The 25,809-nt window shown below is 63.1% G+C and carries 15 protein-coding genes and 1 pseudogene; 5 read left to right on the top strand and 11 right to left on the bottom strand.

Annotated features, from left to right (window positions below):
- Positions 1-356 precede the first annotated feature (356 nt).
- Complete coding sequence (locus V1294_RS33205) at positions 357-8,801, bottom strand: VCBS domain-containing protein (protein ID WP_334503156.1); 8,445 nt, start codon at positions 8,799-8,801, stop codon at positions 357-359.
- A gap of 11 nt (positions 8,802-8,812) precedes the next feature.
- Positions 8,813-10,171 (bottom strand): HlyD family type I secretion periplasmic adaptor subunit, encoded by a 1,359-nt coding sequence (locus V1294_RS33200; protein WP_334503154.1) that lies wholly within the window; start codon positions 10,169-10,171, stop codon positions 8,813-8,815.
- Positions 10,172-10,570: 399 nt separating this feature from the next.
- Between V1294_RS33200 and V1294_RS33195 the strand changes: the two genes are divergently transcribed.
- From V1294_RS33195 to V1294_RS33185, 3 genes are all read left to right on the top strand, one after another.
- On the top strand, positions 10,571-11,587 hold the full coding sequence (locus V1294_RS33195) for a sugar ABC transporter substrate-binding protein (RefSeq protein ID WP_334503152.1): 1,017 nt from the start codon (positions 10,571-10,573) through the stop codon (positions 11,585-11,587).
- A 459-nt stretch (positions 11,588-12,046) separates the two neighbouring features.
- Positions 12,047-13,495 carry a DUF4403 family protein gene (locus V1294_RS33190; RefSeq protein ID WP_334503150.1) on the top strand — a complete coding sequence of 483 codons (1,449 nt, stop codon included), beginning with the start codon at positions 12,047-12,049 and terminating at the stop codon, positions 13,493-13,495.
- 196 nt (positions 13,496-13,691) lie between these two features.
- Entirely contained in the window at positions 13,692-14,717 is a 1,026-nt protein-coding gene (locus V1294_RS33185; RefSeq protein WP_334484801.1) for an alpha/beta fold hydrolase, read from the top strand.
- Between the two features lie 157 nt (positions 14,718-14,874).
- On the opposite strand, the gene V1294_RS33180 is transcribed toward V1294_RS33185, so the two are convergent.
- From V1294_RS33180 to V1294_RS33155, 6 genes and pseudogenes are all read right to left on the bottom strand, one after another.
- Positions 14,875-15,432, bottom strand: coding sequence for a TetR/AcrR family transcriptional regulator (locus tag V1294_RS33180; RefSeq protein ID WP_334484799.1), 558 nt, complete (start codon positions 15,430-15,432; stop codon positions 14,875-14,877).
- A 2-nt stretch (positions 15,433-15,434) separates the two neighbouring features.
- Complete coding sequence (locus V1294_RS33175; protein WP_334503147.1) at positions 15,435-16,172, bottom strand: SDR family NAD(P)-dependent oxidoreductase; 738 nt, start codon at positions 16,170-16,172, stop codon at positions 15,435-15,437.
- Positions 16,173-16,177: 5 nt separating this feature from the next.
- A complete protein-coding gene (locus V1294_RS33170) occupies positions 16,178-16,774 on the bottom strand; it encodes a glutathione S-transferase N-terminal domain-containing protein (RefSeq protein ID WP_334503145.1) in 597 nt (198 codons plus the stop codon).
- A 591-nt stretch (positions 16,775-17,365) separates the two neighbouring features.
- A pseudogene (locus V1294_RS33165) lies at positions 17,366-17,671 on the bottom strand (SAM-dependent methyltransferase); the annotation flags it as partial.
- Positions 17,672-17,744: 73 nt separating this feature from the next.
- Positions 17,745-18,218: a methyltransferase family protein gene (locus V1294_RS33160; RefSeq protein WP_334503142.1), complete on the bottom strand. Its 474-nt coding sequence runs from the start codon at positions 18,216-18,218 to the stop codon at positions 17,745-17,747.
- A 21-nt stretch (positions 18,219-18,239) separates the two neighbouring features.
- Entirely contained in the window at positions 18,240-19,133 is an 894-nt protein-coding gene (locus tag V1294_RS33155) for an NAD(P)/FAD-dependent oxidoreductase (protein WP_334503139.1), read from the bottom strand.
- 115 nt (positions 19,134-19,248) lie between these two features.
- Here V1294_RS33155 and V1294_RS33150 point away from each other — a divergent pair, with 115 nt between their 5' ends.
- Positions 19,249-19,932, top strand: a complete 684-nt coding sequence (locus V1294_RS33150; RefSeq protein ID WP_334503137.1) for a TetR/AcrR family transcriptional regulator — start codon at positions 19,249-19,251, stop codon at positions 19,930-19,932.
- 765 nt (positions 19,933-20,697) lie between these two features.
- Here V1294_RS33150 and V1294_RS33145 read toward each other — a convergent pair.
- A complete protein-coding gene (locus V1294_RS33145; RefSeq protein ID WP_334503135.1) occupies positions 20,698-21,708 on the bottom strand; it encodes an IS110 family transposase in 1,011 nt (336 codons plus the stop codon).
- Positions 21,709-22,326: 618 nt separating this feature from the next.
- Here V1294_RS33145 and V1294_RS33140 point away from each other — a divergent pair.
- A complete protein-coding gene (locus V1294_RS33140) occupies positions 22,327-23,373 on the top strand; it encodes an Rv1681 family radical SAM protein (RefSeq protein WP_334503133.1) in 1,047 nt (348 codons plus the stop codon).
- A gap of 49 nt (positions 23,374-23,422) precedes the next feature.
- Here V1294_RS33140 and V1294_RS33135 read toward each other — a convergent pair whose 3' ends face one another.
- Both V1294_RS33135 and V1294_RS33130 read right to left on the bottom strand, forming a co-directional pair.
- Positions 23,423-24,268, bottom strand: coding sequence for a phosphate/phosphite/phosphonate ABC transporter substrate-binding protein (locus V1294_RS33135; protein WP_334503131.1), 846 nt, complete (start codon positions 24,266-24,268; stop codon positions 23,423-23,425).
- Positions 24,269-24,391: 123 nt separating this feature from the next.
- Entirely contained in the window at positions 24,392-25,537 is a 1,146-nt protein-coding gene (locus tag V1294_RS33130; protein WP_334503129.1) for an acyl-CoA dehydrogenase family protein, read from the bottom strand.
- Positions 25,538-25,809: the final 272 nt, after the last annotated feature.

Raw genomic sequence — 25,809 nt, 5'->3', positions numbered from 1 at the left:
CGAGCCTGTCAAGGAACGCCTCGATGCGGCCGGGCTTGTCGACTTGCAGGACGCCGAACCGCGCGGCCGAGAAACTGTAGAGCCGGGCCCTTGTCGGCAAGCACGCGCTGATCGAGGCGGCCATGGCATCGCCGAACAAATCGGCGGCGGCCGTTCCCAGGGTACGTGTGAGTTCGTCGTACTGGTCTGGTGTAGCAGCATCGATGACAACGACCGCAATCTGCCCGTCGACACGCTGGAGATCACCGATCAAGATGTCGATGTCGTTCATAAATCGGGCTCGATCCGGACGGCGCGCCGAATAAGGATGCTCCACCGCCTGGCGTGCCCGAAGGTTCGAACCGCCGGCCGTGACGCTAGTGCCCGCCATGGCCCTGATCCTGCTCCGCGGGCATCGGCTCCGGGGGCGTAGCCGCGGCGGCGAGGCTCGCATCATCGTGGACGGCGTCCGCGTGCGAGTCGTGAAGGCCGGCCCCGGAGTCGTGGCTGTGGTCGATCTGGGCGTCGGCAAAGAGATGATCGGGCGGCGGCGGTTCGTGCGCTCCCTGATCGGCTCCCGTGACCATGTGGAGATAATCGGCGGCGCCCGCCGCCGATTGCTGGTCGGCCGCTTGTGCCATTGACGCGTGATCGATGCTCGGCGACTCGACGAAATCCAGATAGGCGCCTGCCGTCGAAGGGGTCGTGGCTGCTTGATCCGGAGTGACGGGACCTACGCCCGCCTGTGCTGCGCCGCCCAGCGGGTCATGATCCTGTCCGATGTGCAGTCCGATGTCCCCGTGGTCATCGTGGGCCGCCGGGTCCTCGCCAAGATGGAGTCCCCTGTCGCCATGGTCGTCATGATCCTGTCCAAGGTACAGTCCTCCGTCGCCGTGATCGTCGTGGCTGGCCGGGTCCTGACCAAGATGCAGTCCCATGTCCTCATGGCCATGGCCCTGATCGGCGCTCGCCCCTACATCCGACTCGGCCCGTGTCGTCACGTCCGCGGCACCGCTTCCGGCCACCGCCTGATGCTCATCGCCGACACTCGTGACCGAAGTATCGCGATCGGCCGCGCCCGCATCGGCTACCGATGCATGACCGGTTTGCGCATCTGCTGTCGTCTGGCTCTGATCGGCGCCCTGACCATCGCTTGCAGCAGCAGCGGCACCGGCATGTGCCGCAGCCTCTTCCGTCACAACGGTGGCCGGCTGCGGTTGAGCGTCGCCTGCAGCACTGCCTGTATGAGGGGAATCGTGCGCGACTTGTTCGCCGGCGCCAACCTCCGCCGGCACGAACGCCGTTTGCACATCGGCGGCATCTGAAGATGTACCGGCATCTGGCGCTGTTGCTGCGACGCCTGTGCCGGTACTCGCAGTCGTCGATGCGGGCACGGGATCGAGGTCCTGGAACGAGAACGAGAGGTCGTTCCTGTCGAAGCTAGCGTTCTGCACCTGGATGGAGAACTGGATGGTGTCGCCTGCATGCAGCTCGGGCTGGTAATCCTGTCCGGCGTTGCTGAACGTGCCTGTCGTGGGATCGAAGGAGACCGTGCCATTGAAGCCATCAAGCCAGCCAGTCGAGACGGCCGCGTTCGGGTTGTTGACGCCGATCTGCAGGCTCCATCCCTCGAGGCTGCCGCCCTGCAACATGTCGTCCGTCAGGGTGAGCTGGAAGGTCGCGTTATAACCGCCGCCCCAGCTCGGATTGTACCAGTCGTTGACGCTCACCAGCGTGATGTGTCCGCCTGCATCGACCGGAGGCGCAACTTCGCTGACGCTGTCATGCGCAGCCGGCGCGGAGGCTGCATCGCCACTCGCTGCAGGTCTGCCGGAATCAGGTGCCGATGACAGGGCATCCGATGGTAACGCCGCCTGCTGAGCAGCATCCTGTGCGCTCGGCTGCTGGCCAGGCTCGCTCGCGCCTGACGACGCAACCGTGTCTGCTTGCGAACTGGTATCCGCAGATGCAGTCGCATCATGCTGGTCACCGCCGACTGCTGCGGCGCCGCTGTCGGTATGAGTTGCATCCGTCGCAGGCGCATCGCCGGCGTTCGCAGCAACAGTCGGCTCCACATGAGCGATATCCTCTCCAGGCGCAGCGCTTGGCTGCTGCGCGTCCGATGGGGCCGGCGGCTCGGCTGCCGGCTGCGCGGCGGCCGCGGTCCCTGTTGCATCGCTCGACGCCGGGGCAGTGGCCTCTTGTCCATCCGTGGCCGCGACCGTCTGGTCGGCTGGATGGGTGGCAGGCCCGGATGCATCGCTGGTGCCGGCTGTCGTCGTGTCTGCCAGATGATCGGATGGAGCCTGATCGCTGGTTTGCGCTGTCGTCGCGTGTGTGCTGTCCGTCGATGGCGACGCGTCGTGATCCAGTGCGACTGCGGTCGCCGCGGCATTCGCGGCCGATGCTGCGGCATCCGAAGATGTATCGATATCCGGCGCTGTTGCCGCGACGACGGCGCTGAATTTCGCCGTTGCTGTGGGCGCAAGATCGGCGTCCTGGAACGAGAACGAGATATCATCCCTGTTGTAACCGGTGCCCTGCACCTCGATGGTGAACTGGATGGTATCGCCCGCATGCAACTCGGGCTGATAACCCTGGCCTACGTTGCTGAACTTGCCCGTGGCGGGGTCGAAGGAGACCGTGCCATCGAAGCCGTTGAGCCAGCCGCCCGAGATGACCGCGTTCGGATTGTTGACGACGACCTGCAGAATCCATGCCTCGAGGCTGCCGCCCTGCAGCATGTCGTCGGTCAGGGTAAGCTCGAAAGTCGCGTTATAGCCGCCGCCCCAGGCCGGATTGTACCAGTCGTTGACATTGACCAGCGTGATGTCTCCCCCCGCATCAACCGGAGGAGGAGGCTCGTCAGCGGTGCCGGTCACGTTGACCGTCACGACCTGCGTTGTCGTCGCGCCGGACTGGTCCGTTGCCTGAACAGTGAAGCTGTCGTGGACAACCTGTCCTGGCTGCAGCGACTGGGCGGCATCGTTGTTCAGGGTATAGACCCAGTGGCCGCTCTCGGGGTCGACGGTAAGCGAGCCGTAGTCCGACGTCGCCGATCCATCCACCGACCAGGTTACAGTGTCGCCGACATCGACGTCCTTCGCGACGAGATCGCCGCTCGTCACCAGCGTCACGTCCTCCTGCGTCTCGCCTGTGAATGCGCCGGAGATTACCGGCGCGTCGTTGGTGCCCGTCACCGTCATGGTAATCTGATGCTCGGAGACGGCGCCGTCGCTGTCGGTTACCTTGACGGTGAAGACATCCTGCGCGTTCTGGCCATCGTGCAATCCCTGTGCGGAGTCTTTGTCCAGCACGTAGCTCCAGTGGCCATCCTGATCCAGCGTCAGGTGTCCGTAGGTGCCTTGACCCTCGTCCCCGATGCTCCACGTTGCGGTATCGCCGATATCCGGATCGGTGACCGAAAGTCTGCCGCTCGCGGTCAGGTCCTGGTCCTCGGTCACCTCGCCGGTGAAGCTGCCGGAGATCACCGGCGCGTCGTTGGTGCCGGCTACAGTCACCGTCACCTGATGCTCGCTGGTCGCGCCCGAGCTGTCGGTCACCTTGACCGTGAAGATCTCCTGAGCGTTCTGGCCATCTCGCAATCCCTGCGCGGAGTCGTTGTCCAGCACGTAGCTCCAGTGACCATCCTGGTCGACCGTGATATCGCCATAAGTGCCGCGACCATCGTTCACCACGCTCCAGGTCACGGTGTCGCCGACGTCGGCGTCACTCGCCGTCAGCGCGCCCTGCGCCGTCAGCGTGCCGTCCTCGGCGACCGTGCTGGTGGCGGTGCCGGAGATCACGGGCACATCGTTGGTGCCGGTCACCGTCACCGTTACCTGTTGGGTAACCTCGGCGCCGGCGGAGTCGGTGGCCTTGACCGTAAAGATCTCGTGCGCGGTCTTGCCGGCCTTCAAACCTTGCGCTGCATCGTTGTCGAGCGCATAGGACCACGAGCCATCGGCATTGAGTGTGAGCTCGCCGTACTGGCCGGTGTCGTTGCCGACCACGCTCCAGGTCGCGGTATCGCCGACATCGGCGTCAGTGGTTGTGAGCGCACCCTGCGCCGTCAGCGTACCGTCCTCGGCGACCGCGCTGGTGGCGGAGCCGGAGATGACGGGCACGTCGTTGGTGCCGGTGACTGTCACCGTCACCTGCTGAGTGACCGAAGCACCTTCTGAGTCCGTCGCCTTGACGGTGAAGATCTCCTGCACGGTCTCGCCGGCCTTCAGCCCCTGCGCCGCATCATTGTCGAGCGCATAGGACCACGAGCCATCGGTGTTGAGTGTCAAATCGCCGTACTGGCCGGTGTCGTTACCGACCACGCTCCAGGTCGCGGTATCGCCGACATCGGCGTCAGTGGTCGTCAGCGCGCCCTGTGCCGTCAGCGTGCCGTCCTCGCCGACTGCGCCGGTGGTGGCACCCGAGATCACCGGCACATCGTTGGTGCCGGTCACCGTGATGGTGACCTGTTGGGTAACTTCGGCGCCGGCGGAGTCGGTGGCCTTGACCGTGAAGATCTCCTGCACGGTCTCGCCGGCCTTCAGGCCTTGTGCCGCATCGTTGTCCAGCGCGTAGGACCAGCTGCCGTCGGGATTGAGCGTCAGTGCACCATAGGTACTGTCGCTATCGCCGACTACCGACCATGTCGCGGTATCGCCGACATCGGCGTCACTCGCCGTTAGCGCGCCCTGTGCCGTCAGCGTGCCGTCCTCGCCGACTGCGCCGGTAGTGGTACCCGAGATCACCGGCACATCGTTGGTGCCGGTCACCGTCACCGTGACCTGTTGCGTGACCTCGGCGCCGGCGGAGTCCGTCGCCTTGACCGTAAAGATCTCTTGCACGCTCTGACCGGCCTTCAACCCCTGCGCCGCATCATTGTCCAGCGCGTAAGACCAGGAGCCATCGGCATTGAGCGTCAGCTCGCCATAGTGGCCCGTCTCGTCGCTGACCAGCGACCACGTCGCCGTATCGCCGATGTCGGCATCGGAGGAGGTGAGCGTCCCCTGCGCGGTCAGCGTGCCGTCCTCTCTCACCGCACCGGTGGTGGTGCCGGAGATCACGGGCACGTCGTTGGTGCCTACGATTGTAACCGTCACCGTGTGGTCGGTGCTGGCGCCGGAAGCGTCGGTTACCCGCACCGTAAATATCTCTTGGACGGTCTCGCCTTCCCTCAGGCCCTGGGCGGCCTTGTTATCGAGCACATAATGCCAACCAGCGTCATTGCCGCGGGAGTCGAGGCTGAGGCTGCCGTACTGGCTGTCGCCGTCACCGACGAGTTGCCAGGTGAGGCGTCCGCCCTCGTTGTCCGTGGCGGTAAGGACCCCCTTGGCGGTTCTGTCGCCGTCCTCTTCGACCGTCCCTGTCCCTGTCCCCGAAATCAACGGTGCGTCGTTGGTGCCGGTGACCGTGATCGTCACCTGCTGCGTCACAGTCGCCCCAGACGAGTCGGTCACCTGGACGGTGAAGATGTCTTGCGCAGTGTCGCCGTTCGCAAGCCCCTGCACATTGGCCGCGTCATTGTCGAGCGCGTAGGACCAGCTGCCATCGGGGTTGAGCGTCAGCGAGCCGTACTGGCCCGTGTCGTCGCCGACCAGCGACCACGTCGCCCTGTCGCCGATGTCCGCATCCGAGGAAGTCAGCGATCCTTGCGCCGTCAGCGTGCCATCTTCGGCCACTAAGCCCGTCTCCGTGCCGGAGATCACGGGGACGTCGTTGGTGCCGGTGACCGTGACGGTCACCTGCTGAGTGACCGAGGCGCCAGCCGAGTCCATCGCCTTGACGGTGAAGATCTCCTGCACGGTCTCGCCGGCCTTCAGGCCCTGCGCTGCATCGTTGTCGAGCGCATAGGACCACGAGCCATCGGTGTTGAGTGTCAACTCGCCGTACTGGCCGGTGTCGTTGCCGACCACGCTCCAGGTTGCAGTATCGCCGACATCGGTATCAGTGGTCGTCAGCGCGCCCTGTGCCGTCAGCGTGCCGTCCTCGGCGACTGCGCCGGTGGTGGTCCCTGAGATCACCGGGACGTCGTTGGTGCCGGTGACCGTGACGGTGATCTGCTGCGTGACCTCGGCGCCGGCGGAATCCGTCGCCTTGACCGCGAAGATCTCCTGCACGGTCTCGCCGGCCTTCAAGCCCTGCGCGGCATCGTTGTCGAGCGCGTACGACCACGAGCCATCGGCATTGAGCGTCAGCTCGCCGTATTGATCCGCGTCGTTGCCGACCACGGACCAAGTCGCGGTGTCGCCGATATCGGCGTCACTCGTTGTGAGCGCGCCCTGCGCCGTCAAGGTGCCGTCCTCGGCCACGGTGCCGGTGGCCGTACCGGAGATCACCGGGACATCGTTGGTGCCGGTGACCGTCACCGTCACCTGTTGCGTGACCGAAGCGCCTTCGGAATCCGTCGCCTTGACCGTGAAGATCTCCTGCACGGTCTCGCCGGCCTTCAGGCCCTGGGCGGCATCATTGTCGAGCGCATAGGACCACGAGCCGTCGGAGTTGAGCGTGAGCTCACCGTACTGGCCGGTGTCGTTGCCGACCACGTTCCATGTCGCTGTATCGCCGATGTCGGCGTCGCTCGTTGTGAGCGTACCCTGTGCCGTCAGCGTGCCGTCCTCGACGACCGCGCCGGTGGCGGTGCCGGAGATCACGGGCACATCGTTGGTGCCGGTCACCGTCACCGTCACCTGCTGCGTGACCTCGGCGCCGGCGGAGTCGGTGGCCTTGACCGTAAAGATCTCCTGCACGGTCTCGCCGGCCTTCAAACCCTGCGCCGCATCGTTGTCCAGCGCGTAGGACCAGAAGCCGTCGGGATTGAGGGTGAGCGCACCATAGGTGCCGTCGCTATCGCCGACCACGGACCAAGTCGCGGTATCGCCGACATCGGCGTCGCTCGTTGTGAGCGTACCCTGCGCCGTCAGCGTGCCGTCCTCAGCCACGGTGCCGGTGGCCGTACCGGAGATCACCGGCACATCGTTGGTGCCGGTCACCGTCACCGTCACCTGTTGCGTAACCGCAGCGCCTTCAGAGTCCGCCGCCTTGACCGTGAAGATTTCCTGCACGGTCTCGCCGGCCTTCAAACCCTGTGCCGCATCGTTGTCGAGCGCATAGGACCAGGAGCCATCGGAATTGAGCGTCAGTGCGCCATAGGTACTGTCGCTGTCGCCGACCACGGACCACGTCGCGGTATCGCCGACATCGGCGTCGCCCGCCGTCAGCGCACCCTGCGCGGCCAAGGTGCCGTCCTCGGCGACCGTGCCGGTGGCCGTACCGGAGATCACCGGGACATCGTTGGTGCCGGTGACCGTCACCGTCACCTGTTGCGTGACCGAAGCGCCTTCAGAGTCCGTTGCCTTGACCGTGAAGATTTCCTGCACGGTCTCGCCGGCCTTCAGACCCTGTGCCGCATCGTTGTCGAGCGCATAGGACCAGGAGCCATCGGAATTGAGCGTCAGTGCGCCATAGGTACTGTCGCTGTCGCCGACCACGGACCACGTCGCGGTATCGCCGACATCGGCGTCGCCCGCCGTCAGCGCACCCTGCGCGGCCAAGGTGCCGTCCTCGGCGACCGTGCCGGTGGCCGTACCGGAGATCACCGGGACATCGTTGGTGCCGGTGACCGTCACCGTCACCTGTTGCGTGACCGAAGCGCCTTCAGAGTCCGTCGCCTTGACCGTGAAGATTTCCTGCACGGTCTCGCCGGCCTTCAGACCCTGTGCCGCATCGTTGTCGAGCGCATAGGACCAGGAGCCGTCGGGATTGAGGGTGAGCGCGCCATAGGTGCCGTCGCTATCGCCGACCATAGACCAGGTCGCGGTGTCGCCGACGTCGACATCGGTGGTCGTCAGCGTGCCACCGGCTTCGAGGGCTGTGTCTTCTGTAACCTCGCCCGTGTGGGTGCCGCTGATCACAGGCAGATCGTTGGTTCCCTTGATCGTAATGGTGATTTGCTGGTCGACGACTTCACCAGCGCTATCCGCGACGCGCACCGTGTAGATCTCCTGTACGGTGTCGCTGGCTTTCAGCCCCTGCACAGCGGGGCTGTCGTTGTCCATGGTATAGGTCCAGCGTCCGTCCGCATCGATGGTCAGACTGCCATAGGCGCCGGTGCCGCCTTGCACGCTCCAGCTGATGGAACCTGGCGCCTCATCGGTCGCGATGAGCTGGCCGCTGGAGGTGAGAATCGTGTCTTCAGTAACCTCGCTCTCGTGCCCGCCGCTGACGATGGGCGGCGCGTTCGGGCTAACGGTGCCGGGAGTGTCGTCCTCCTGCTGACCCGGGTAGCTTTCCTCCGGCTGGCCACGATCATCACCGCTGGAGCCCCCGCCGCCGCCACCTGCCGGTGGTGCGGGCGCCGGCCGTGAATCGCCGCCAGGATCGACTGGCCGCAGCACGGGCGCTGCGGCATCGAGCGAACCGCTCCCCCGGGCATGCAGCGCCGACCCTGAGATGCGGCCGTCCTCTCCCGCAACGTCATCGACGCCGGCTATGGCTGCCGAGCCGGCATCGGACGCAACAGGTGCAGCACCGCCGGTCCCGTCCGGCAGATTTTCGTCGCCTTGACGGGCGCTCGACTGGTCTGTCCCAGAAGGAGGAGCCGCGTCCGCCGGCGCGCCTTCATCGGGGACGGGGATGATCGGCGGCTGGTGGCCATCCGGGCCGAAGTCCCAACCGATCGGCGCTTCCTCGCGCGCTTTGTCGGGTGCACCGATGGGCCTATCGATGGCCTTGCTCAGCTTGCTGTCCGACTCCGTGCCGGATTTGCGACTGGAGGGGACGGCAGACCTTGTCTTGTCCCTGGGCTGGCCTGACTTTGCCATCCTACGCTCCTTCACCGTTCGCGCAGGGCCGAATCCAAAGTGACGTAGATTGGCTTCAGCAGATACTGGAAGATCGTCTTGTCGCCGGTGAGGATGCTCACCTCGCCGGTCATCCCCGGAGTCACGACATGGGCCCGGTCAACGCCGACATGATCGCGGTCGAGTTCTATCTCCGCCACGAAAAACGGTTCCTGCCCTTGTGGCGTCTTCTCGCTCGAGGGCGAGATGCGGGCCACCTTGCCCTCGATCGCGCCAAAGCGGCCGTATTCGAAAGCGTCGGCTTTCACGAGCGCCTTCTGACCGACATGCACGAAACCGATATCGCGCGGCGTGACCCGTGACTGCATCAGCACGCCGCCATCGGTCGGCACGATCTCGCATACCGTTCCGCCGGCCGGTATCACCGTTCCGACCGGCGTCTCCGACACCTTGTGCACGATGCCATTGACAGGTGCCGTAACCTCGATGCCTTGCGAGCGGGTGCGGAGCGCTGCGAGCGTGACATTGGCCTCGTTCAACTGCGCAATGCGGTCGGCGCGCTCATTGCGCGCATCGCTCGCCGCCTTGGCCGTCATCGAGGCCTGCTCGGCCTCGATGCTCCTGATGCGTGACTTGAGCTCGTCGAGCGACGATACGAGCTCGACATAGGTCCGCTCGGATTGTGCCGCCTGTTCCTCGACCCCGGCCAGGCGATTGCGCGCGATCACCTCGAGGCGCACGCCTTCGCGCGTGCGCTCGAGCAGTTCCTGGGTGGACTTGAGGCTCGCTCTCGCCGCCGGGATCTTTTGTTCCGCGGATGCAATCGCGGTCTTTACCTCGCTGATGGTATGATCCTTCTGTTCGAGGTCACGTTGCAACCGCAGCACCTGCTGCTTGTGAAGCGCGAGGGCTTCATCGACCATCTGCGGATGCTGGGCCCGGTACTTTTCCAGGTCGGGGTCCCGTCCGTTGGCAAAGGCGTCGAGCCGCTCGGCCTCGATCTGGAGCCGGCCGATGCGCACATCGGTCAGATCGATATCTCGTAACAGGTCGGTGGCGCGGAACTTGGCGAGGACCTGATCCTTTGCAACGCGATCGTCATTGCGCACGAGGATTGCCTCGAGCAGGCCGCCCTCGGCGGTCTGGATATTCTGGACGCGCGCTGCCGGAATGAATTCACCGCGAGCCCGGGCGACTTCCTCGATCTTCACGAATAGCGACAGGAGAACGAGGAGTACCACCAGTGCGATGACGGCGATGAGAAGATTCCGGACACCGCGCGTCACTCTCAGGTAGCCGACATCGCTGCCGATCTGCGGTGTCGCCCGACGGTCGCGGGCAATCGGCGTCGCGATTCCTTTGTAGTCCTGGCTCTTTGCTAGGCTGTCCACCTTCGTCTCCCGTCATTCTGACAACCGCTTGCGATGTCGTCGGGGTACGGTGCACCTCCGGCTCGAGAACGAGGTTTGCTTCGGGCAGGTCAGGCGATGGCCCTACTTTCCCGATTGCAGCCGGAGAGCGCAGCTCTTTGGCCGCAGCGCTATCCCCATCTCGACGCGTGGGGTTCGCCGATCGAGCTCGTCGGTAATGCTACTACGATAGCACATCCTAGGATAGCAGCCGAAGTTTCACTCTCGGTGCGGAACTCTGGCGAACTCCCGACGTTGGGCAGCCTGCAGCAGGCCGACAAGTTACAAGTTGATTTAATATGATCAGCTTGCAACGCGATTCCTGTACTGCCAGACTTCCGCGCGATATCGACGCTGGACGAGTTGACCCAGGAGGCAGGGATGACCGACACGTTGAACAGCAGCAGGCGTGACTTTCTGGCTGGAGTGTCCGCTGGAGGAGCGACAGCAACGTTTGGCGCCCTGGCTTTCGGCGAGGCGCGAGCACAAGCGGCTGCTGTTCGCCTGGACAAGCCGCTGAAAGCTGCGTTCTCCAATGGCGGACTGCAATCGACATGGTGCGCTCAGGGCAAGGCCGCCGCTGAGTATTGGGGCAAACTGCGCAACGTCGATGTGACCTGGTTCGATGGCGAACTCGACGCCAACAAGCAACGCGCGGCGATCGACAGAATGGCGTCGCAGAAGTGGGACTTCGTTGCCATTCAGGCCCTTGGCACCGGCACGCTGATGGAGCCGGTGCAGAAAATGATCGACGCCAGCATCCCCGTGATCGAGATGGAAACCGTGATCGCGCCCGCCAGCGAGCTCAGCATCTACAGTCACCTGGGAGCCGACAACGAGACCATGGGCCGGGCTGTGACCCGCGCGCTGGTCGCCAAGCTCGACGGTCAGGGCAAGATCATCATGACCCAGGGGCCGCTCGACCACAGCGCCGCGCAGGAACGCGCCAGGGGTTTTGAGTCCGTGGTGAAACGGTTTCCCGGCATCGAGGTGCTCGACACCCAGGCGGCCGACTGGGACCTCGCAAAGGTGACACGGCTATGGGAAGCGCTCCTCGCCAAGCACGCGCGAATTGACGCGGCCTTCTTTCACAGCGACGACATGGCGCTCGCGGCCTACGACGTGATGAAGGCGCGCGGCCGCACCAGCATCCTCATCGGCGGCATCGACGCCATGCCGCCTGCCCTCGATGCCGTCTTTGAAGGACGCATGTTTGCCACCGTGCGCAATCCGTCCTGTCTCATTCATGGCGGAGCCATCCTCGCCGGTATCGCTGCGGTCACCGCGGGGAACAAGCCGGGGATCAACCTCCCCAGGCGCGTCATTACGGATGGTCCTGTCGTAACCTTCGAAAATGCCGCCGGCGTACGCTGGTTGCAGGATCAATTCTTGATCTAATCTGATGTGGCTAGCGTTTGTTGCGGACCAGTGAGGTCGTTTCTGGTGCGAAACTGGCGCGGTATCGCAGCTCGTATCGGGCAGGTACGTGCTTTGCCATAACAACTGATGTGCGATTTTTCTGGTGCGAAACTGGTGCGGAAATGCGGAGGGTCTGAAAGCCATCGACTTGCGTCATTTGTGATTTTTCTTGCGAGACGTCAGGCGTTCACCGTGAAGTTGGCTTTGAGGTTCACCAGCTCGTGGATCGGATCCGCCCAACTCTTGTCGAAAACGGATACAGAATGGCGGTAGCTCGATCTCGGGATCGCTCGAGCTTGCCAGCTCTGCCGGGCCGGATCGAGAAGCAGCCTCCGCCGCTTGTGCAGCCCTAACGGAGTTGCTCGCGAGCGCACTCAGTACCAACTGTGGTTCTGCTCTTCCTGAAGCTCCGCGATGAGCCTTTGTTGGAGTAGTAAAATGATCCATCCATTGCGCACATATCAGCCGGAATACGATTCGATCGTGAATAAATCACGCATGGGCATAGCGCGCCTCGCCGCGCTCGCGCTTGGGGCGCTCCCGTCGATCGCGTTCGCCGCCGATAAGCCGGCGTTGAGCCCGGATGCAGCAACGCCGCTCGTAACGACTTCGCGCATCTCTGCGACGGTCGAGTTCGGGCTGCCGGCCCTGGCCGCGGCGATCGAGCGGGATATTCCAAAGCGGCTTGCCACCATCGACGAGCGCGTCAACTGCGTTCATCGTCGTGTTTTCATCTTCCGCGTCAACGCCAATTGCGACGTCTGGGGTCACGTCGACCGGACCAGCCCCGTCTCGCTCTATGGGCGGGGCGACAGCGTCTTCGGAGCCGTCTCCATCTATGGCGCGGCCGAAGGCCAGGGAGCCAATCGTTTCACGGCGCGCATTCGCGGCGAGACCGAGGCGCGCGCCACGATCGAGGTTGAAGCGCGCCCGGCGCTGCGCAGGGACGGGTCGCTCCAGCTGAACATCAGCGACTCCTTCCACTGGAGCGAACATCCCTACCTTCACGTGCTCGGCCGCGAGTTTGACCTTGCGCCGTATGTCGAGCCCAACATCCGGACGCAGCTGGGCCGCATCCGGTCGCGGGCGCTGGCGGCTGCGCGCGCACTCGACCTGCACGGCAAGGCCGAGACGGCCTGGCGTCACGCGTTTGAACCCATCAAACTCGCGGAGAATCCGCCGGTCTGGCTGCAGCTGACGCCGCAGAGCGCGGCTTTCGCGGGAGTCCACGCCAATGCCAAGGTATTGTGGGGATCACTTGAGCTTGCTGGCTCCGCCGAAACCGTGATCGGGCAGCAACCGCCGGCTGTCACCGTGACAGTCCTGCCGCCGCTCGGCACCGCCGTGGCCGAGCCGGGTACCTTTGATGTCATTCTTCCCGTCCGCATCAGCTACGAGACGCTTAAGGACAAGATAGGCCAGGCGATCGCAGCCGCGCCGGCACAGGACATATCCGTGCGCGAGATTCAGGTTTATCCGTCTTCGGGCAAACTCGTGATCGGCCTGCGCCTCGCAAAGAGCTCGGACACTGATTCCAGCGCGGGCCAATGGACCTATCTCTCCGCCACGCCAAAAGTCGATACCAACGCAAAGACCTTCACCTTCGGTGAAATCGGCCTGACAACTTCATCAGATGACGACCAAATTCGATCTGCCGTGCAACACCTCGCGGCGCAATTGAAGAATGTCGCGAATCTCGACTACGGCATCTCCTACCAGAACCTGCTCAACGCGGCGAACGAACGCCTGACGCGTCCGCTGAAAGATGGCTTTCGCATGGAAGGCCGCCTCGACTCGGCAAGCCTCGAAAAATTGCAGTTGCTGGGTGATGGCATCACGATCGCCGTTCGTGCCAGCGGCGGTCTGAAGATACTTTACGGTCTGTAAGCGCATGAGCTGGACCATGCGATACTTCACCACCAATCGCGTTCGCCGCTGGCGGCGCAGATGGATGCCGAAGGCGTTCGTCGCGGTCGCAGCTATCGTTTGCTTGGCGCGAATAGCGCCGGCCCAGACGGCATTTTATGCTGCGCCGGAATCATTGCTCGCCGGTGCTCCGGGAAGCCTGGTGCGGCAGGAGCCGATGGACGGCGCGCCGCTCGGCGCCTCCACCTATCGCGTGCTCTATCGCTCGACGGGGCTGAATGGCCGGCCCATCTTCGTATCCGGCGTCGTCATTGTTCCGCAAGGCGCGCCTCCGCCCGGCGGCCGTCCGATCGTTGCCTGGGCACATCCTACCTCGGGCATCGTTCCGCGCTGCGCGCCGTCGCTCGCCATTTTTCTGTTTCAGCAGATCCAGGGCCTTCGTTCGATGATCGCCCGTGGCTTCGTCGTGGCGGCGACCGATTATCCAGGTCTCGGCACGCCGGGCCCGCATCCTTATCTGGTGGGTGAGAGCGAAGGTCGCGCCGTCTTAGATATCGTGCGTGCGGCACGCTCCCTTCTCCGCGCAGGCGAGGGAAAGGACTTCACGGTGTGGGGACATTCGCAGGGCGGGCAAGCCGCGCTGTTCGCCGGGATGTTGGCAAGCGCGTACGCTCCTGAGCTGAGGCTTCTCGGCGTCGCTGCGGCGGCGCCGGCAACGGACCTCGCGAAGCTGATGAGCGACGATATCAACTCGATCGGCGGCAAGAACATCACGGCGATGACCTTATGGTCGTGGCACCGGGTCTACGGAGCGGCCATCGACAACATGGTCGATCCGCGCGCGATGGCGGCGATCGACAGGCTCGCGCAAGAATGCATCGAAGGCCCTTTCGATTTGATCGTCAGGCAGAGAACAGGGCGGCCGCTCGAGCAATATTTCCTGACGGTGCAAGATCCGACCAAGGCCGAACCTTGGCGCTCGCTTCTCGAACAGAACAGCACCGGCGTGCTCTCCCCTGAGATCCCCATCTTTCTAGCGCAGGGAACCAACGACCAGATCATCCAGCCGGTGGTTACCCGGGCCTACATGGACAAGCTGTGCAAGGCTGGCAGCAAGGTCAGGATGGTCATGCTGCCCGGTATCGGCCACGGACGCGCCGCGCAAGCGAGCACGATGGCGGCGGTGAACTGGCTGACTGATCGTTTTGCCGGGAAAACACCTCCGGACGACTGCGTCAGATAGAGTTTGGCCAGAGAGCTACGAAGGAGTCGGCTATCTGCTCGATGCGTAGAGACAATTTCGACTTCACGTGTGACGTTCGCCTCACCGCAACAGCTGCCCTCAGCATTTTGGCGAGGTCGTTTCTGGTGCGAAACTGGTGCGGGGCGTGGGCTATGCGTCACGGTGCCAGCAAACGCCGCAGCGTGCGGCGCGCTGTGTTGAGCGGCTTGGGGCCGCGCTCGACCTTTGCTGAAAGCACAGCGCCTTCCCAAAGCGCCAGAACCGTGCGCGCGAGCTCGGTGACAGGCAGGTCGGTTCGCACGCTGCCGTCGCGCTGCCCATCCGCCAGGCACTCGGAGAGCGCATCCGTCCACTGACGCCACAGGCGCGACAAATCTTGGCGGAAGGCGTCGAGTTGCGCGAGTTCGGCCGTGAAGTTGCCGATCAGGCAGCCGTCTTCGCTATAGCCGAGCGCCGCGAAGTATCGGTCAATCCGTTCTAGCCCGGGAAGGCTCGCGTCCCGCAGCATGGCACGCGCCTTGGCGCGGTCCTCCCAGTAGCGCGCGAGCGCTGCCAGGCCGAGGGCGTCCTTGCTTTCGAAATGGCTGTAGAAGGAGCCCTTCGGCACACCAGCCGACGAGACGATCTCCTGAACACCGGTCGCGTGATAGCCGCGGCGATGAAACGCCGCGAGGCCCGCGTCGAGGAGTGCTTCCTTATGATTAGGTTTCGGCATGGTCAGTTCAGGGTCCAGTTCTCAGCGAAAGGCCGGATGATGTGATCGAACGACCAGGTTGAGGGGTGTTGATGCGCGATGTGGTAAACCTCGTCGGCAATCGCATCGGGATGCGCGAAATAGTCGCCCGGCTTATCTTGCCAATCCGGGAGCGGCGAGGTGTTCCTCCTCCACGGCGCGTCGATCGCGGCATCGATGGTGATGTATCCAACATGCACGCGCTTCGGGCCCAAATCCTTTGCGAGGGACTGGGCGAGGATGCGCTGGGCGGCCTTGGTCGGCGCGAAGGCCGGGCGCAGCGGGATGCCCCGGAACGACGACGTGTTTCCGGTGACCATGATGGCTCCCTCGCCGCGGTCGATCATCGCCGGCGCGAGCTTCTGCACCAGAAAGAACAGGGAAGTAGTGTTCACCTGAAAATTTCGCTCGAGATCCTCGACCGATGCATCGAGGATCTTGGCGAATGTCGCCGCCACGGCGTTATGGATGAGCACATGGGGTGCCCCTAGCTCGGTCCGCACTTGCTCGACAATTTCGCCGAGCAGGTTAAGGTTGGCTACGTCGCAAGGATAGCGGTGCGCACCAGGTATCTGGGCCTCGAGCTCCGCGAGCCGCTCGGCGTTGCGGGCGATCATCGCCACACGATACCCGCCCTGCGCGAAGCGCCGCGAGAGCGCGGCGCCGGTGGCGCCGCCGACACCTGCGATAAGAGCAATCCGATCAGTCATGCTTTCCTCCATGCGCCTCAAGCCGTTGCCCTTGTCAGCGCGAAGGGCGGTGCGTCGCGATACTCGGCCGCAAGCGCGGCCAGGGCGGGGATTGCGGGAAGGGCGTCCAAATCCGGATTCGTCCGCGCGAGGTATTCCACCGCTACGATGGCGGTGATCGCTGCCGCGTCCATTGGCGTCGCCCTGAGCGGTCCGCCGTCGCGCGCGGCCTCGTCGAGCGCGCGCAAGCCTCCGAGGATCTGCGCCTTCCAGCGCCTGGCCTCGGTCTCAGGGACCTCGCGTCCGCGGAACGAGAGGCTGGCGGCCTGTTCATAGACGCCGTAATCAATGGCCGCGAGCTTGAGCGTCGTCCGGCGCGCTCTCGACCCGGCGGGAATCAGCGGCGCCGAAGGCGTCAGTTCATTGAGGTAGTCGAGGATGGCCGTGCTGTCGATCAGGACCTCGCCATCGTCGAGCACGAGCGAAGGTACCTTCGCCACGGGATTATACCGGCTGGCGATCTCGAACTCTCGGTAGCCGTTCACGGCCTCATGCTCGAAAGGCATACCGCGAGAGATCAGGGCCGCTGCGACCCGCCTCGCATAGGGCGACAGATAGGTGCCAATCAGCTTCATACAGCTCTCCTTACAAGGGCATTTCGGAACGCGCTTGCCAAGACGACCGGTCGTATTCAACATACGACCGGTCGTCTATAAAGTCAATGGCAATATCCCGATGATGATCGACGCCAACAATAGTGTGGTTCTGCAGAATGTGACTCTAACCAGCTTGCCTCAGTCGGACTTTCACATTGTTTGATAAGGTGCCGGGGCCGCTGCCATGGCCGTCAAATGGAGGGGAGGAAGTGCGTGATCGCAGGACAATCCGACGCTCAATCGTCGGCCCGATGATGCAGTCTCCCCGCCGATTTGCCTGACATCTCAAATGCCGTCGGCGTGGCTCGAAGCGCCAGCCGGCGACGGCCATGCCTCGCGGAGACTCTCCACATAAGCGGAGAGCTCGGACGCATTCGAGGGAGCGGCATCGATAAGCCGGTGACTCATGTCAGCACCCATCTCTTCTGCGTACCCTGACCGATTGGCCAACTAACTAACTCACTACTCTCCGAGACCGAGACCGCCGGCGAATACGCCCTCATCTGGTCCCGCTGACCGGCCAAAGACGCCCCCCTCCACCGAGCGGGGCGTCTCCCCTGCTAATCCCTGTCAGCTTGCCGGATTGCGCGCCATGACGATCCACGTCGCGCCGTCGATCATCACCGACCGCTCGCGGGGGCGGCCCGCGAAGGCGGCACGAACCGCGGCCGAGGCCCGGGCGCGGATGTCGTCGGGCTGATCAGCGAGCGCGCGCGACAGCGGGCCGACCTCGAACGTCATCTTCACCGCGTCGTCGATCGCCGCGTCCCGCGTCGCGCCCTCGCCAAACGGGACGGAAGCATCGAAGGGCGCGATAGCGATATCGGTGAAGCCGGCCGCCGTCAGGATGCGAGCCACCCGCCCCCGGTCGCCGAACCCGGTGATAGCTCGCGGCAAGGAAGCCGGTGCTGGTTATAAGAAGGCCACGCAGGCGGCAGCGGCGGAATAGTCAGAGCCAGCGGCGAACCTCGGCCTTGTAGCGGCGGTAGTCGTCGCCGAACTTCGCTTCGAGATAGCGCTCCTCGCGGGCGATCACCTGCGTCTGGATCGCGATCAGCACCAACGGGAGCAAGGCGAAGGCGATCGGCCCGTCGAAACCGATCGCAGGGCCGGCATAGATAAGCGCCATGCCGAGATACATGGGATTGCGGGTCCACCGATAAGGGCCGGTAGTTGCGATGAGGGTCGTTGGCTGCGACGGCGGAACGTTGGTGCCCAGCCGCCGGAACAGCCCCGCCGCTGCAAGCATCATCGCCGCGCCGGCAACGAACAGCAGCGCGCCCGTCGCGACCAGCAACCGCCAGTCGATGCCGAAAGAGCGCAGGGTGACGAACCGCTCCGCCGCCAGCCCCAACAGCAGCGCTCCCAGATAGACGAAGGGCGGAGGGAAGCGCACACCCGCGCTGTCCGGTTCGACGGCCATGCTCATCTCCAATCTGTGCTCTCAAACCAGCATCGACTGCTGGGCGAAGATACCCGCCATCGCGCCTTGCCATGATGCCGTGGTGACCGAGGGCATGAGGGGGTTGGCGAGGTCGCCGGCGGCGTAGGTGCCGGGCATGCTGGTTTCGCGGCGCTCGTCGGCCTTGAGGGCGATGCCGAGGGGCGTATCCACCGTGGCGAGACCCAGTGATTCATGCAGGCTTGCGGACGGCTTGGTGCGCGGATGGGCGAACAGGATGTCGACCGCGATAGTGCGGCCAGTATCGAGATTGACGGTGGCGATACGGCCCTTGTGATGGGCGATCTCGACGATCCGGCCATCGACGACAGGTATGTTGCGACGCGCCAGATCGGCCTTGATATCAGGCGGAATGTCGTGACCATCGGCAAAGACAGTCAACTTGTCGGTCCAATCGAGGAACAGTCTGACCTGATTGTGCGACTGCGGGCCGGACCAGACGAGGCCCCAATGCCGGCCGGCGACTTCAAAGCCGTCGCAATAGGGGCAGGGCACGATGGACGTGCCCCAGCTTTCGGCAAAGCCCGGAACATCAGGCATCTGGTCGGCGACGCCATAGCTCAGGATCACACGACGCGCCCTGAAGCTATCGCCATCGGAAGTGAGGACGTTGAAATCGTCGATGGCGCCGGAGACACCTTCGGCCCGGGCACTGACCAGCCTGATCGTGGGATAACGCGCCAGCTGCTGGCGCGCCTCTGCCAGGATGTCCAGCGGCGGCTTGTGATCGTGGCCGAGCAGACCATGCGAGTGACCGGCGAAGCGATTGCGCGGCAGGCCGGTATCGAGAACGGTGACCTTGCGGCGCGCGCGGCCGAGCTGCAGGGCGCCGGCGAGACCGGCAAAGCTGCCGCCGATGATGATGACGTCATCCATGATGATGGGCTCCGTTTGGAGGACAGGTCGAAACCTACCCATTGGCTTGCACATTTCAGACACTGCATGGTATCGTAATTCAAGAATTAGAATACTGTCAAGTACTGGAATTTTCGTGACCGAAAACAGACAGAGTCGGCGCGGCCGGCCCGCCAACGAGGCGCTTGGCCAAACGATCGTCGACGCCGCGCGCGAACTCTTTGTGGAATTGGGTTTTCAAGCGACGACATTGGACAAGGTCGCCCAGCGAGCGAAGATATCCAAGCTCAGCATCTATCGGCACTTCGAGAACAAGGAGGCGCTGTTCAGCGCGGCCATCGCGGCCGGCTGCCATCAGTTGTTTGCACCACAGGCCCTTCTTGAAGGCGTCGACGGTTCGGTCGAAGATCAGCTCATGGCGGTGGGATCATCACTGCTTCGCACGCTGTTGAGATCAGACGTCCGCAGTGTCGAAGCCATGGTAATGGCCGACAAGACGAATCAAAACTCGTTAAGCAAGCTCCATTACGAAGCCGGCCCCGCCCATGTCATCGCCCAAATCGAGGCCCTGTTGCGTCAGTTGCACGCGAAGGCGCTTCTGAACGTGCCCGATCCTCTCCGGTCCGCCCGCTTGTTTGCCGCGCTTTTCAAAGGATCCGATCTCCTGATTATCGCACGCTTCGATGAGGCGAGAGCAGAGGACGACAACGAAATCGAATCCTATTGCCGGTCGGCCGTCGCCATGTTCATCGCCGCGCACGGTGGCAACGACCATGTGGGCGGATATTTGCCTGCCCCAAGGTCAAAAGAGAAAATTTGAATCGCGCGTGACCGATGTTGCCAAAATAACCGACACCGGATTGAAAATCATGGAGGCTGAAGAGCTTTCGATTGGCGACAAGATCGCGGAAAAATACGCTTGTTGAACTATCGGTTGCGATACCAGTCCGCACGATGATTCCCGCGCGCCCACCCGCTCTTGTCAGTTGGGAAAATAGCTCCGCAAATAATGCGTATGTGTTCACGTCGCCGGCGCCACTCAGCGGGAATCGATCTGTCTTGCGTACAAACACGCTGGCAGCTTCGGACGCGCATTTCGGCATTACGGTGACACCCATTAGCCGGCCGGTCGTCAAGATGCACCCATTAGCCGGCCGGTCGTCAAGATGCACCCATTAGCCGGCCGGTCGTCAAGATGCAGAGCAATTTTTTTTTGGCAGCGGCAGCTGCCAACATCTTTGATTGGTCGCTTTCAGCTACTGTGCTCGTACCGCGCCCGTTTCTTCGGTTGATGGCTGCGTCCGCATTGCGGATCGCGCCAGACACCCATCGGGATCAAGCATCGGCCCGAGTGAGGCCTGCGCCCTGGCGGCATAGCCGCCCCAGAAGAACGTTGGTACCGTCCCGTATCCAAAAGAGTTTCGCAGAACTGTGGTTGCCGGCAGGCCGGCGCCAATCTCCGGATGGCTTACGGTGCGGGCGATCCGCTGTCACCGCAACTGGTGACGGCGATCCGGCGTCCAATTCAGTGCAGCTGGTTGCAGCCCCAGTCACCGTACGTGGCTCTCCGGATCGTCGTCGTCCTTCAGGCAAAGCAGCGCGTTACATCGAACGGCTTGCCCTCCTTCAGGATGTGGTAGCAGGCGCGCGCCAGCTTGTGTGCCAACGCCTTGGTGGCAACAATGTTGTTGGTCTTGGCCTTTTTGCGCTCATGGAAACGCTTGGCCTCGGGGCAAAAACGCCTGGCAAAATTCGCCGCCTCGACGAATGCCCAGGCGAGATATTTGTTGCCGTTCTTGACGTTGCCTTCGCCCTTCTTCTTGCAATTGCTGGTGTGCACGCTGTCGACGCAGCGCGCGTATGACGCAAAGTTGCCGACCTCGGCGAACCGATCGATCGGGCCGGTTTCCAGAACAATGACCGTGGCAAGCGTCTGGCCGATGCCCGGCACGGTGGTCAACAAGGCATATTGCGGACGCGGCTTGACGCGTTCTTGCAGGCGCTTCTCCAGAAGCTCGATCTGTGACTGCAGTGTCGCGATAACAGCAACGTTGGCCTTGATTGCCAAGCCTACATCCGCCGCCAGGGGCAGGCTGTCGATCGTGTCGTCGGTCAGCCGCTTGATCTGATTGCTAGTCATCCGCCCGCCGAACTGCCGGGCCATGATGTTCTCGACCGCGAGGACATGTGTCGTGCATGACTGCACCAGCTGCATGCGCTTGCGCGCCAGGTCACGCACTACTCGGTGCTCCCTCGGCAAGATCGTACCGGTCGGCAGGATGCCCAGTCGCAGCAGGTGCGCAAGGTGCTGCGCATCGGTCTCGTCGCCGCTGTGCTTCAGTCCTTCGTACTGCTTGATCGCCGCCGTGTTGGCGAGGTGCACGTGGAGGCCGGCGTCCTGCAATCCGTCGACCAGCCAATACCAGTTGTAGGTCGACTCGACCACCACGCCGGCCAATTCGTCTTGCCACCGGGCCAGAAAGCCCGTGATCTTCCCGGTGTCGTTGGGCAGGCGCTTCTGCGCAACAACCCGATCACCATCGTCGATAACAGCGACAACGCTGTTGTTGGAATGCAGATCAATTCCGCTGTACATCATCTTCGCCTCCTCGTGGCCAAAAGTGATTCGATGACTTCGAACTCACTTTAGCTCCACCGCCTTCTTGGTCACGAAGGCCGGCTAGATGATCTTCAGCGCACAAAACATCCCATCAAGCGGAAGCGGCGAACCCTCGGCAGCGCATTTCCCCGAATCCAGTCCGCCTTCGCCCTGCGGGCTTCGGCTTGACAGCCTTCGTTCGCTTCGCTGGGAGTTCGTGGCACGGGCTTGCCCAGCCGGAGCTCGCGAAGCGACGCTAGGATCGAAAAAGACCCCCTCGGTTCTTTCGCGCTCAGAATCGGTACGGAAAAAATCCGGGCGGATTTGGCGAATCAAATCAGCGGATTACGAAGTCGAGTCACTCTTAAAGGCGGCAATCGAGTCAGTCTTATAGAGGAATCGAGTCACTCTTTCGGTGTCCGCACAAAGCCATTGATTTGCTGGTGGGCCCTGCAGGACTCGAACCTGCAACCAGACCGTTATGAGCGCGAGGATATCGCACGCGATCGTTGATTTTCCTGGATTTTCGGCGGAGATTGATCCTGTTCATTGCGGTCTGGTTGGATCGTTTCTGGTGCGAAACTGGTGCGTTCCACGCGGAACGTCTGTAGGACCATGGGCTTCTTCATGAGAACGAACGCAAACGTTGAGCTCGACGCCGGCACCAAGACGTTCGCCTCCGGCCTCTTGCCGGATTTGATAGCTGCGCTCCGCCGAAGCCGTAAAGGCGATCTCGTGGCCGTGATCAGCGGCGATCCAAGCATCGGTCCCGAACTCGAGGCATGGTGTCGTTTCACCCGCAACAGTTTGGTCGACACAGCCGTCGAAAAAGGTCGCACGCGTTGGGTGCTCCGGTACGGAGACGCTCCCGAGAACGTCGGAGAAGATCGGCTTGTCGGCTCTCGTCTGTGGCTTTATACCAACTTCGACTGCAACCTGAGCTGTGACTATTGTTGCGTACGCTCGTCACCCAAAGCTCCGCGGCGGGCTCTCGGTATCGAGCGGGTGCGACAGATCGCCACCGAGGCAGCGGAGCTCGGCGTAGGTGAAATCTTTGTGACCGGCGGCGAGCCATTCATGCTGCCGGATATTGGCGAGATCATTGCCGCGTGCGCCGCGGCGGCGCCGACGACAGTTCTCACCAACGGCATGCTGTTTGCCGGGAGTCGGCTCGCAACGCTGCGCTCGTTGCCGCGCGAGCGCGTAACCTTCCAGATTAGCCTCGACAGTCCCACGCCGGAGCGCCACGACAGCCATCGTGGAAAGGGGACATGGGCACGCGCCTGGAAGGGAATCGAACGGGCCCGCGCTGAAGGATTCCGGGTGCGTTTGGCGGCTACAGTGTCGACTGACGCAGAGGCCGATGAGTTCCGCAGCTTCCTTGACGCTCATCATATTAGCGAGGAGAACCGGGTGATCAGGCGGATTGCGCTGCGAGGCTCCGCCACGCAGGGCATCGCTTTGGCAAGGGCGGATCTGGTTCCCGAGATGACGATTACGGCGGAAGGCGTGTTTTGGCACCCGGTTGGAGCCGAGGATGACGATCTGCTAGTCAGCCGTGAAATCTTCCCGCTCGCCGACTCGTTCGCAGCCGTGCGCCGCGCCTTCGATCGCGAATCCGAGCATCAGCGCAGTTTGGCGATGATCTTCAATTGCGCCTGACAAAGGCACGGAGCGCACTCAACGCCGGATCGGGGCTTTGGCTCGGCTGTTAGGCCAAGGGCCGCGTTAGGAAACCTTGCTGCGTCGACGCTTCCCGTAACTGCGCATACGCATCAAGCTGCGGTGCTATCCATTGGCGCAACCCTTCCGCTTCGAGCACAGGACGATGGGCCGGGTTATCGTAGCTCATCCCAAATAATGCTTTGGCAAACTGCTGCTCCAACGCGGGGTCCAGATCGGACCGAGCAGTGAACATGCAGTGGTTATAGGGCTGCGAGGTCCAGATCTCGGTCAGCGCACCTTGCGGCACCAGACGCTCGGTACGCACCGCGTTCCAGAATGGGCTGCCGATTGCGCCGGCATCGGCACGGCCGTCGAGAACCGCGCGAACGACTTCGGACTCGCTTGTACCCGTGTCACCGTGCTTGCCAAGGTCGGTGTTGAAGCGCAGCGTTTGGTAGTCCCTCCCCTCCACCAGTCCCTCGCGGTGCAGAAAATAAACCGGGAGGATTGCCGCATGGCCGCTGTCGCGGCTGCCGAGAGCGAGGGCGCGGCTCTTAAGATCGGCAAGCGTGGCGACCGGCCCCCCGGTTACCGCAACGATCTTGGTCATCCAGCCCACATCCGTATCGCGCATCGCGATCGGTCGGCAGCGATGGTCGCTCCAGGCATCGGCCTGGATATAGGCGAGGTTCGTATTCCATCCGATGTCGATGCGCGGCAGCCGTTCGCTCGGCGAGGCCAGGAGGGCAGCGACCTGCGCCTCGTAACTTTGAAACAGTACCACCTCTACGGCGAGGCCCGCTTCCTCGTGAAAGTAGCGTCGCATGCCCTCCCAGATACCAACCACCTTCTGGTCATATGCGACGGCGCCTACCCAGATCGTCCGGCTCATGATTGCATCTCGCTTCCCGAGCTCAATATTTCAAATGCGATCACTATAGTTTGCCAGTGGTCCTTTGATCCTAACGCTCGCAAACGTGGTTCCGAATGGAATGCGAATGTTAGGATCGGACCACTAGAACAGCGGTATTCCCAAAACGGCTTTGCCGATGAACTCGCGCAGCACATCGCCCGTCGGCGCCATGACGGCGCCTGCATGTGCGTCGCGGAACAATCGCTCGATGGCCAGATGCTTGGAAAACGCAGCGCCTCCGCACGCCCGCATCGCCGCCGACGTGACGGCGATGGCAACATCACCCGCCGCCGCCTTGCTCTCCAGCACGCGCAGCATAGTGGTGTCTCGGGGGCGCTCAAGGTGATCAACGAGATCGTCGATGCGCGCTGCAAGCCCATCGGTGTCGATCTGCATCGTTGCAAGCTGTGCGCGAAGCGTCGGCAGGCTCTCGCCGAGCGTCTGGCCCAAATGCTCGAAGCGAGCGCCGTTGAGATGTGCTGCCGTCCCCGACACCGCAGCCCGGCAAAGACCAAGCGCGACCGCCGATGTTCCGAGGTTGAATAGCGGAAGCACGACCTCCAGCATCGCCTTGAACCCGGCGCCGTCGTCCGTGAGTTGGAGATCGGCTTCAATCTTGCAATCATCGAGGATCATCGGCGCGGAAGCGTTGGCGCGCATCCCGAGACCATCCCACGGGCCGGCGACCGACAGTCCGGCCGTGTCACTGGCGACAAGATAAATGGTCGAATCCGTTGGGCTCTTGCCTTCAGGCGCGAGCGCCGAGACGACGTAGCTTTGTGCGTGACCGGCGCTCGTCACCCATGATTTCTTGGCCGTGAGGTGCACGTTGGCGGCGTTGCGCTTCGCTCGCGAAACGGGCGCCCAGAAGTGGCTACGCGATCCGGCTTCGCTGAATGCCAGGGTAGTTAGATGTTTTCCGGCTGAAATATCCTTTAGCGTCTGCGCAACCGTGGCACCCGGACGGGCCGCCGCAATCGTTGCGGTAGCGCTCATGTGCATCAAATAAACCATCGCGGCGGACGCGTCCGCTTCTGCGAGCGCCGCAACGACGGCAGCGAACGTCCGCGGTCCCAGGGCCGAGCCGCCGACCTCGGCGGGAAGCATGACCCCCAGCAATCCGGCCGAACCGAGCGCCGCGATTGCCTCGGACGAAAATCGAGCTTCCTTGTCGTTTTGCCTGGCCGCCGGTGCGAGAATGCGATCGGCGATTTCTTTGGCATTCGAAACTGCGGTCTCGTGATTCATGGCGACCCTCGACGCTTAGGTGTTGCGTACCAAAGTTCGAAAATATCGCATCCGCTACCTTTGCGACCAATGCTACGCCACGCGCACCATCGGATCAACACGACTGGCTTAGGGCATGGCAAGCCCTTGCCATGCCGGCAGCGAGTACGGGCCGCGGTTATTACGTTCTTCAGGGCCATCTTGTTACACCACCTGAAATCTTTTTTTTGACGTCGCCGAAACCTTGGCGGCGCTTGCCCGCTGTTGCGGAGAGCTTGCCCGTTGTCGGAGAG

It is taken from the genome of Bradyrhizobium sp. AZCC 1678, from assembly GCF_036924765.1.
Lineage (GTDB): Bacteria > Pseudomonadota > Alphaproteobacteria > Rhizobiales > Xanthobacteraceae > Bradyrhizobium > Bradyrhizobium algeriense.
Note: the sequence above shows the minus strand (reverse complement) of the source record. Positions and strands in the feature narration are given on the sequence as shown.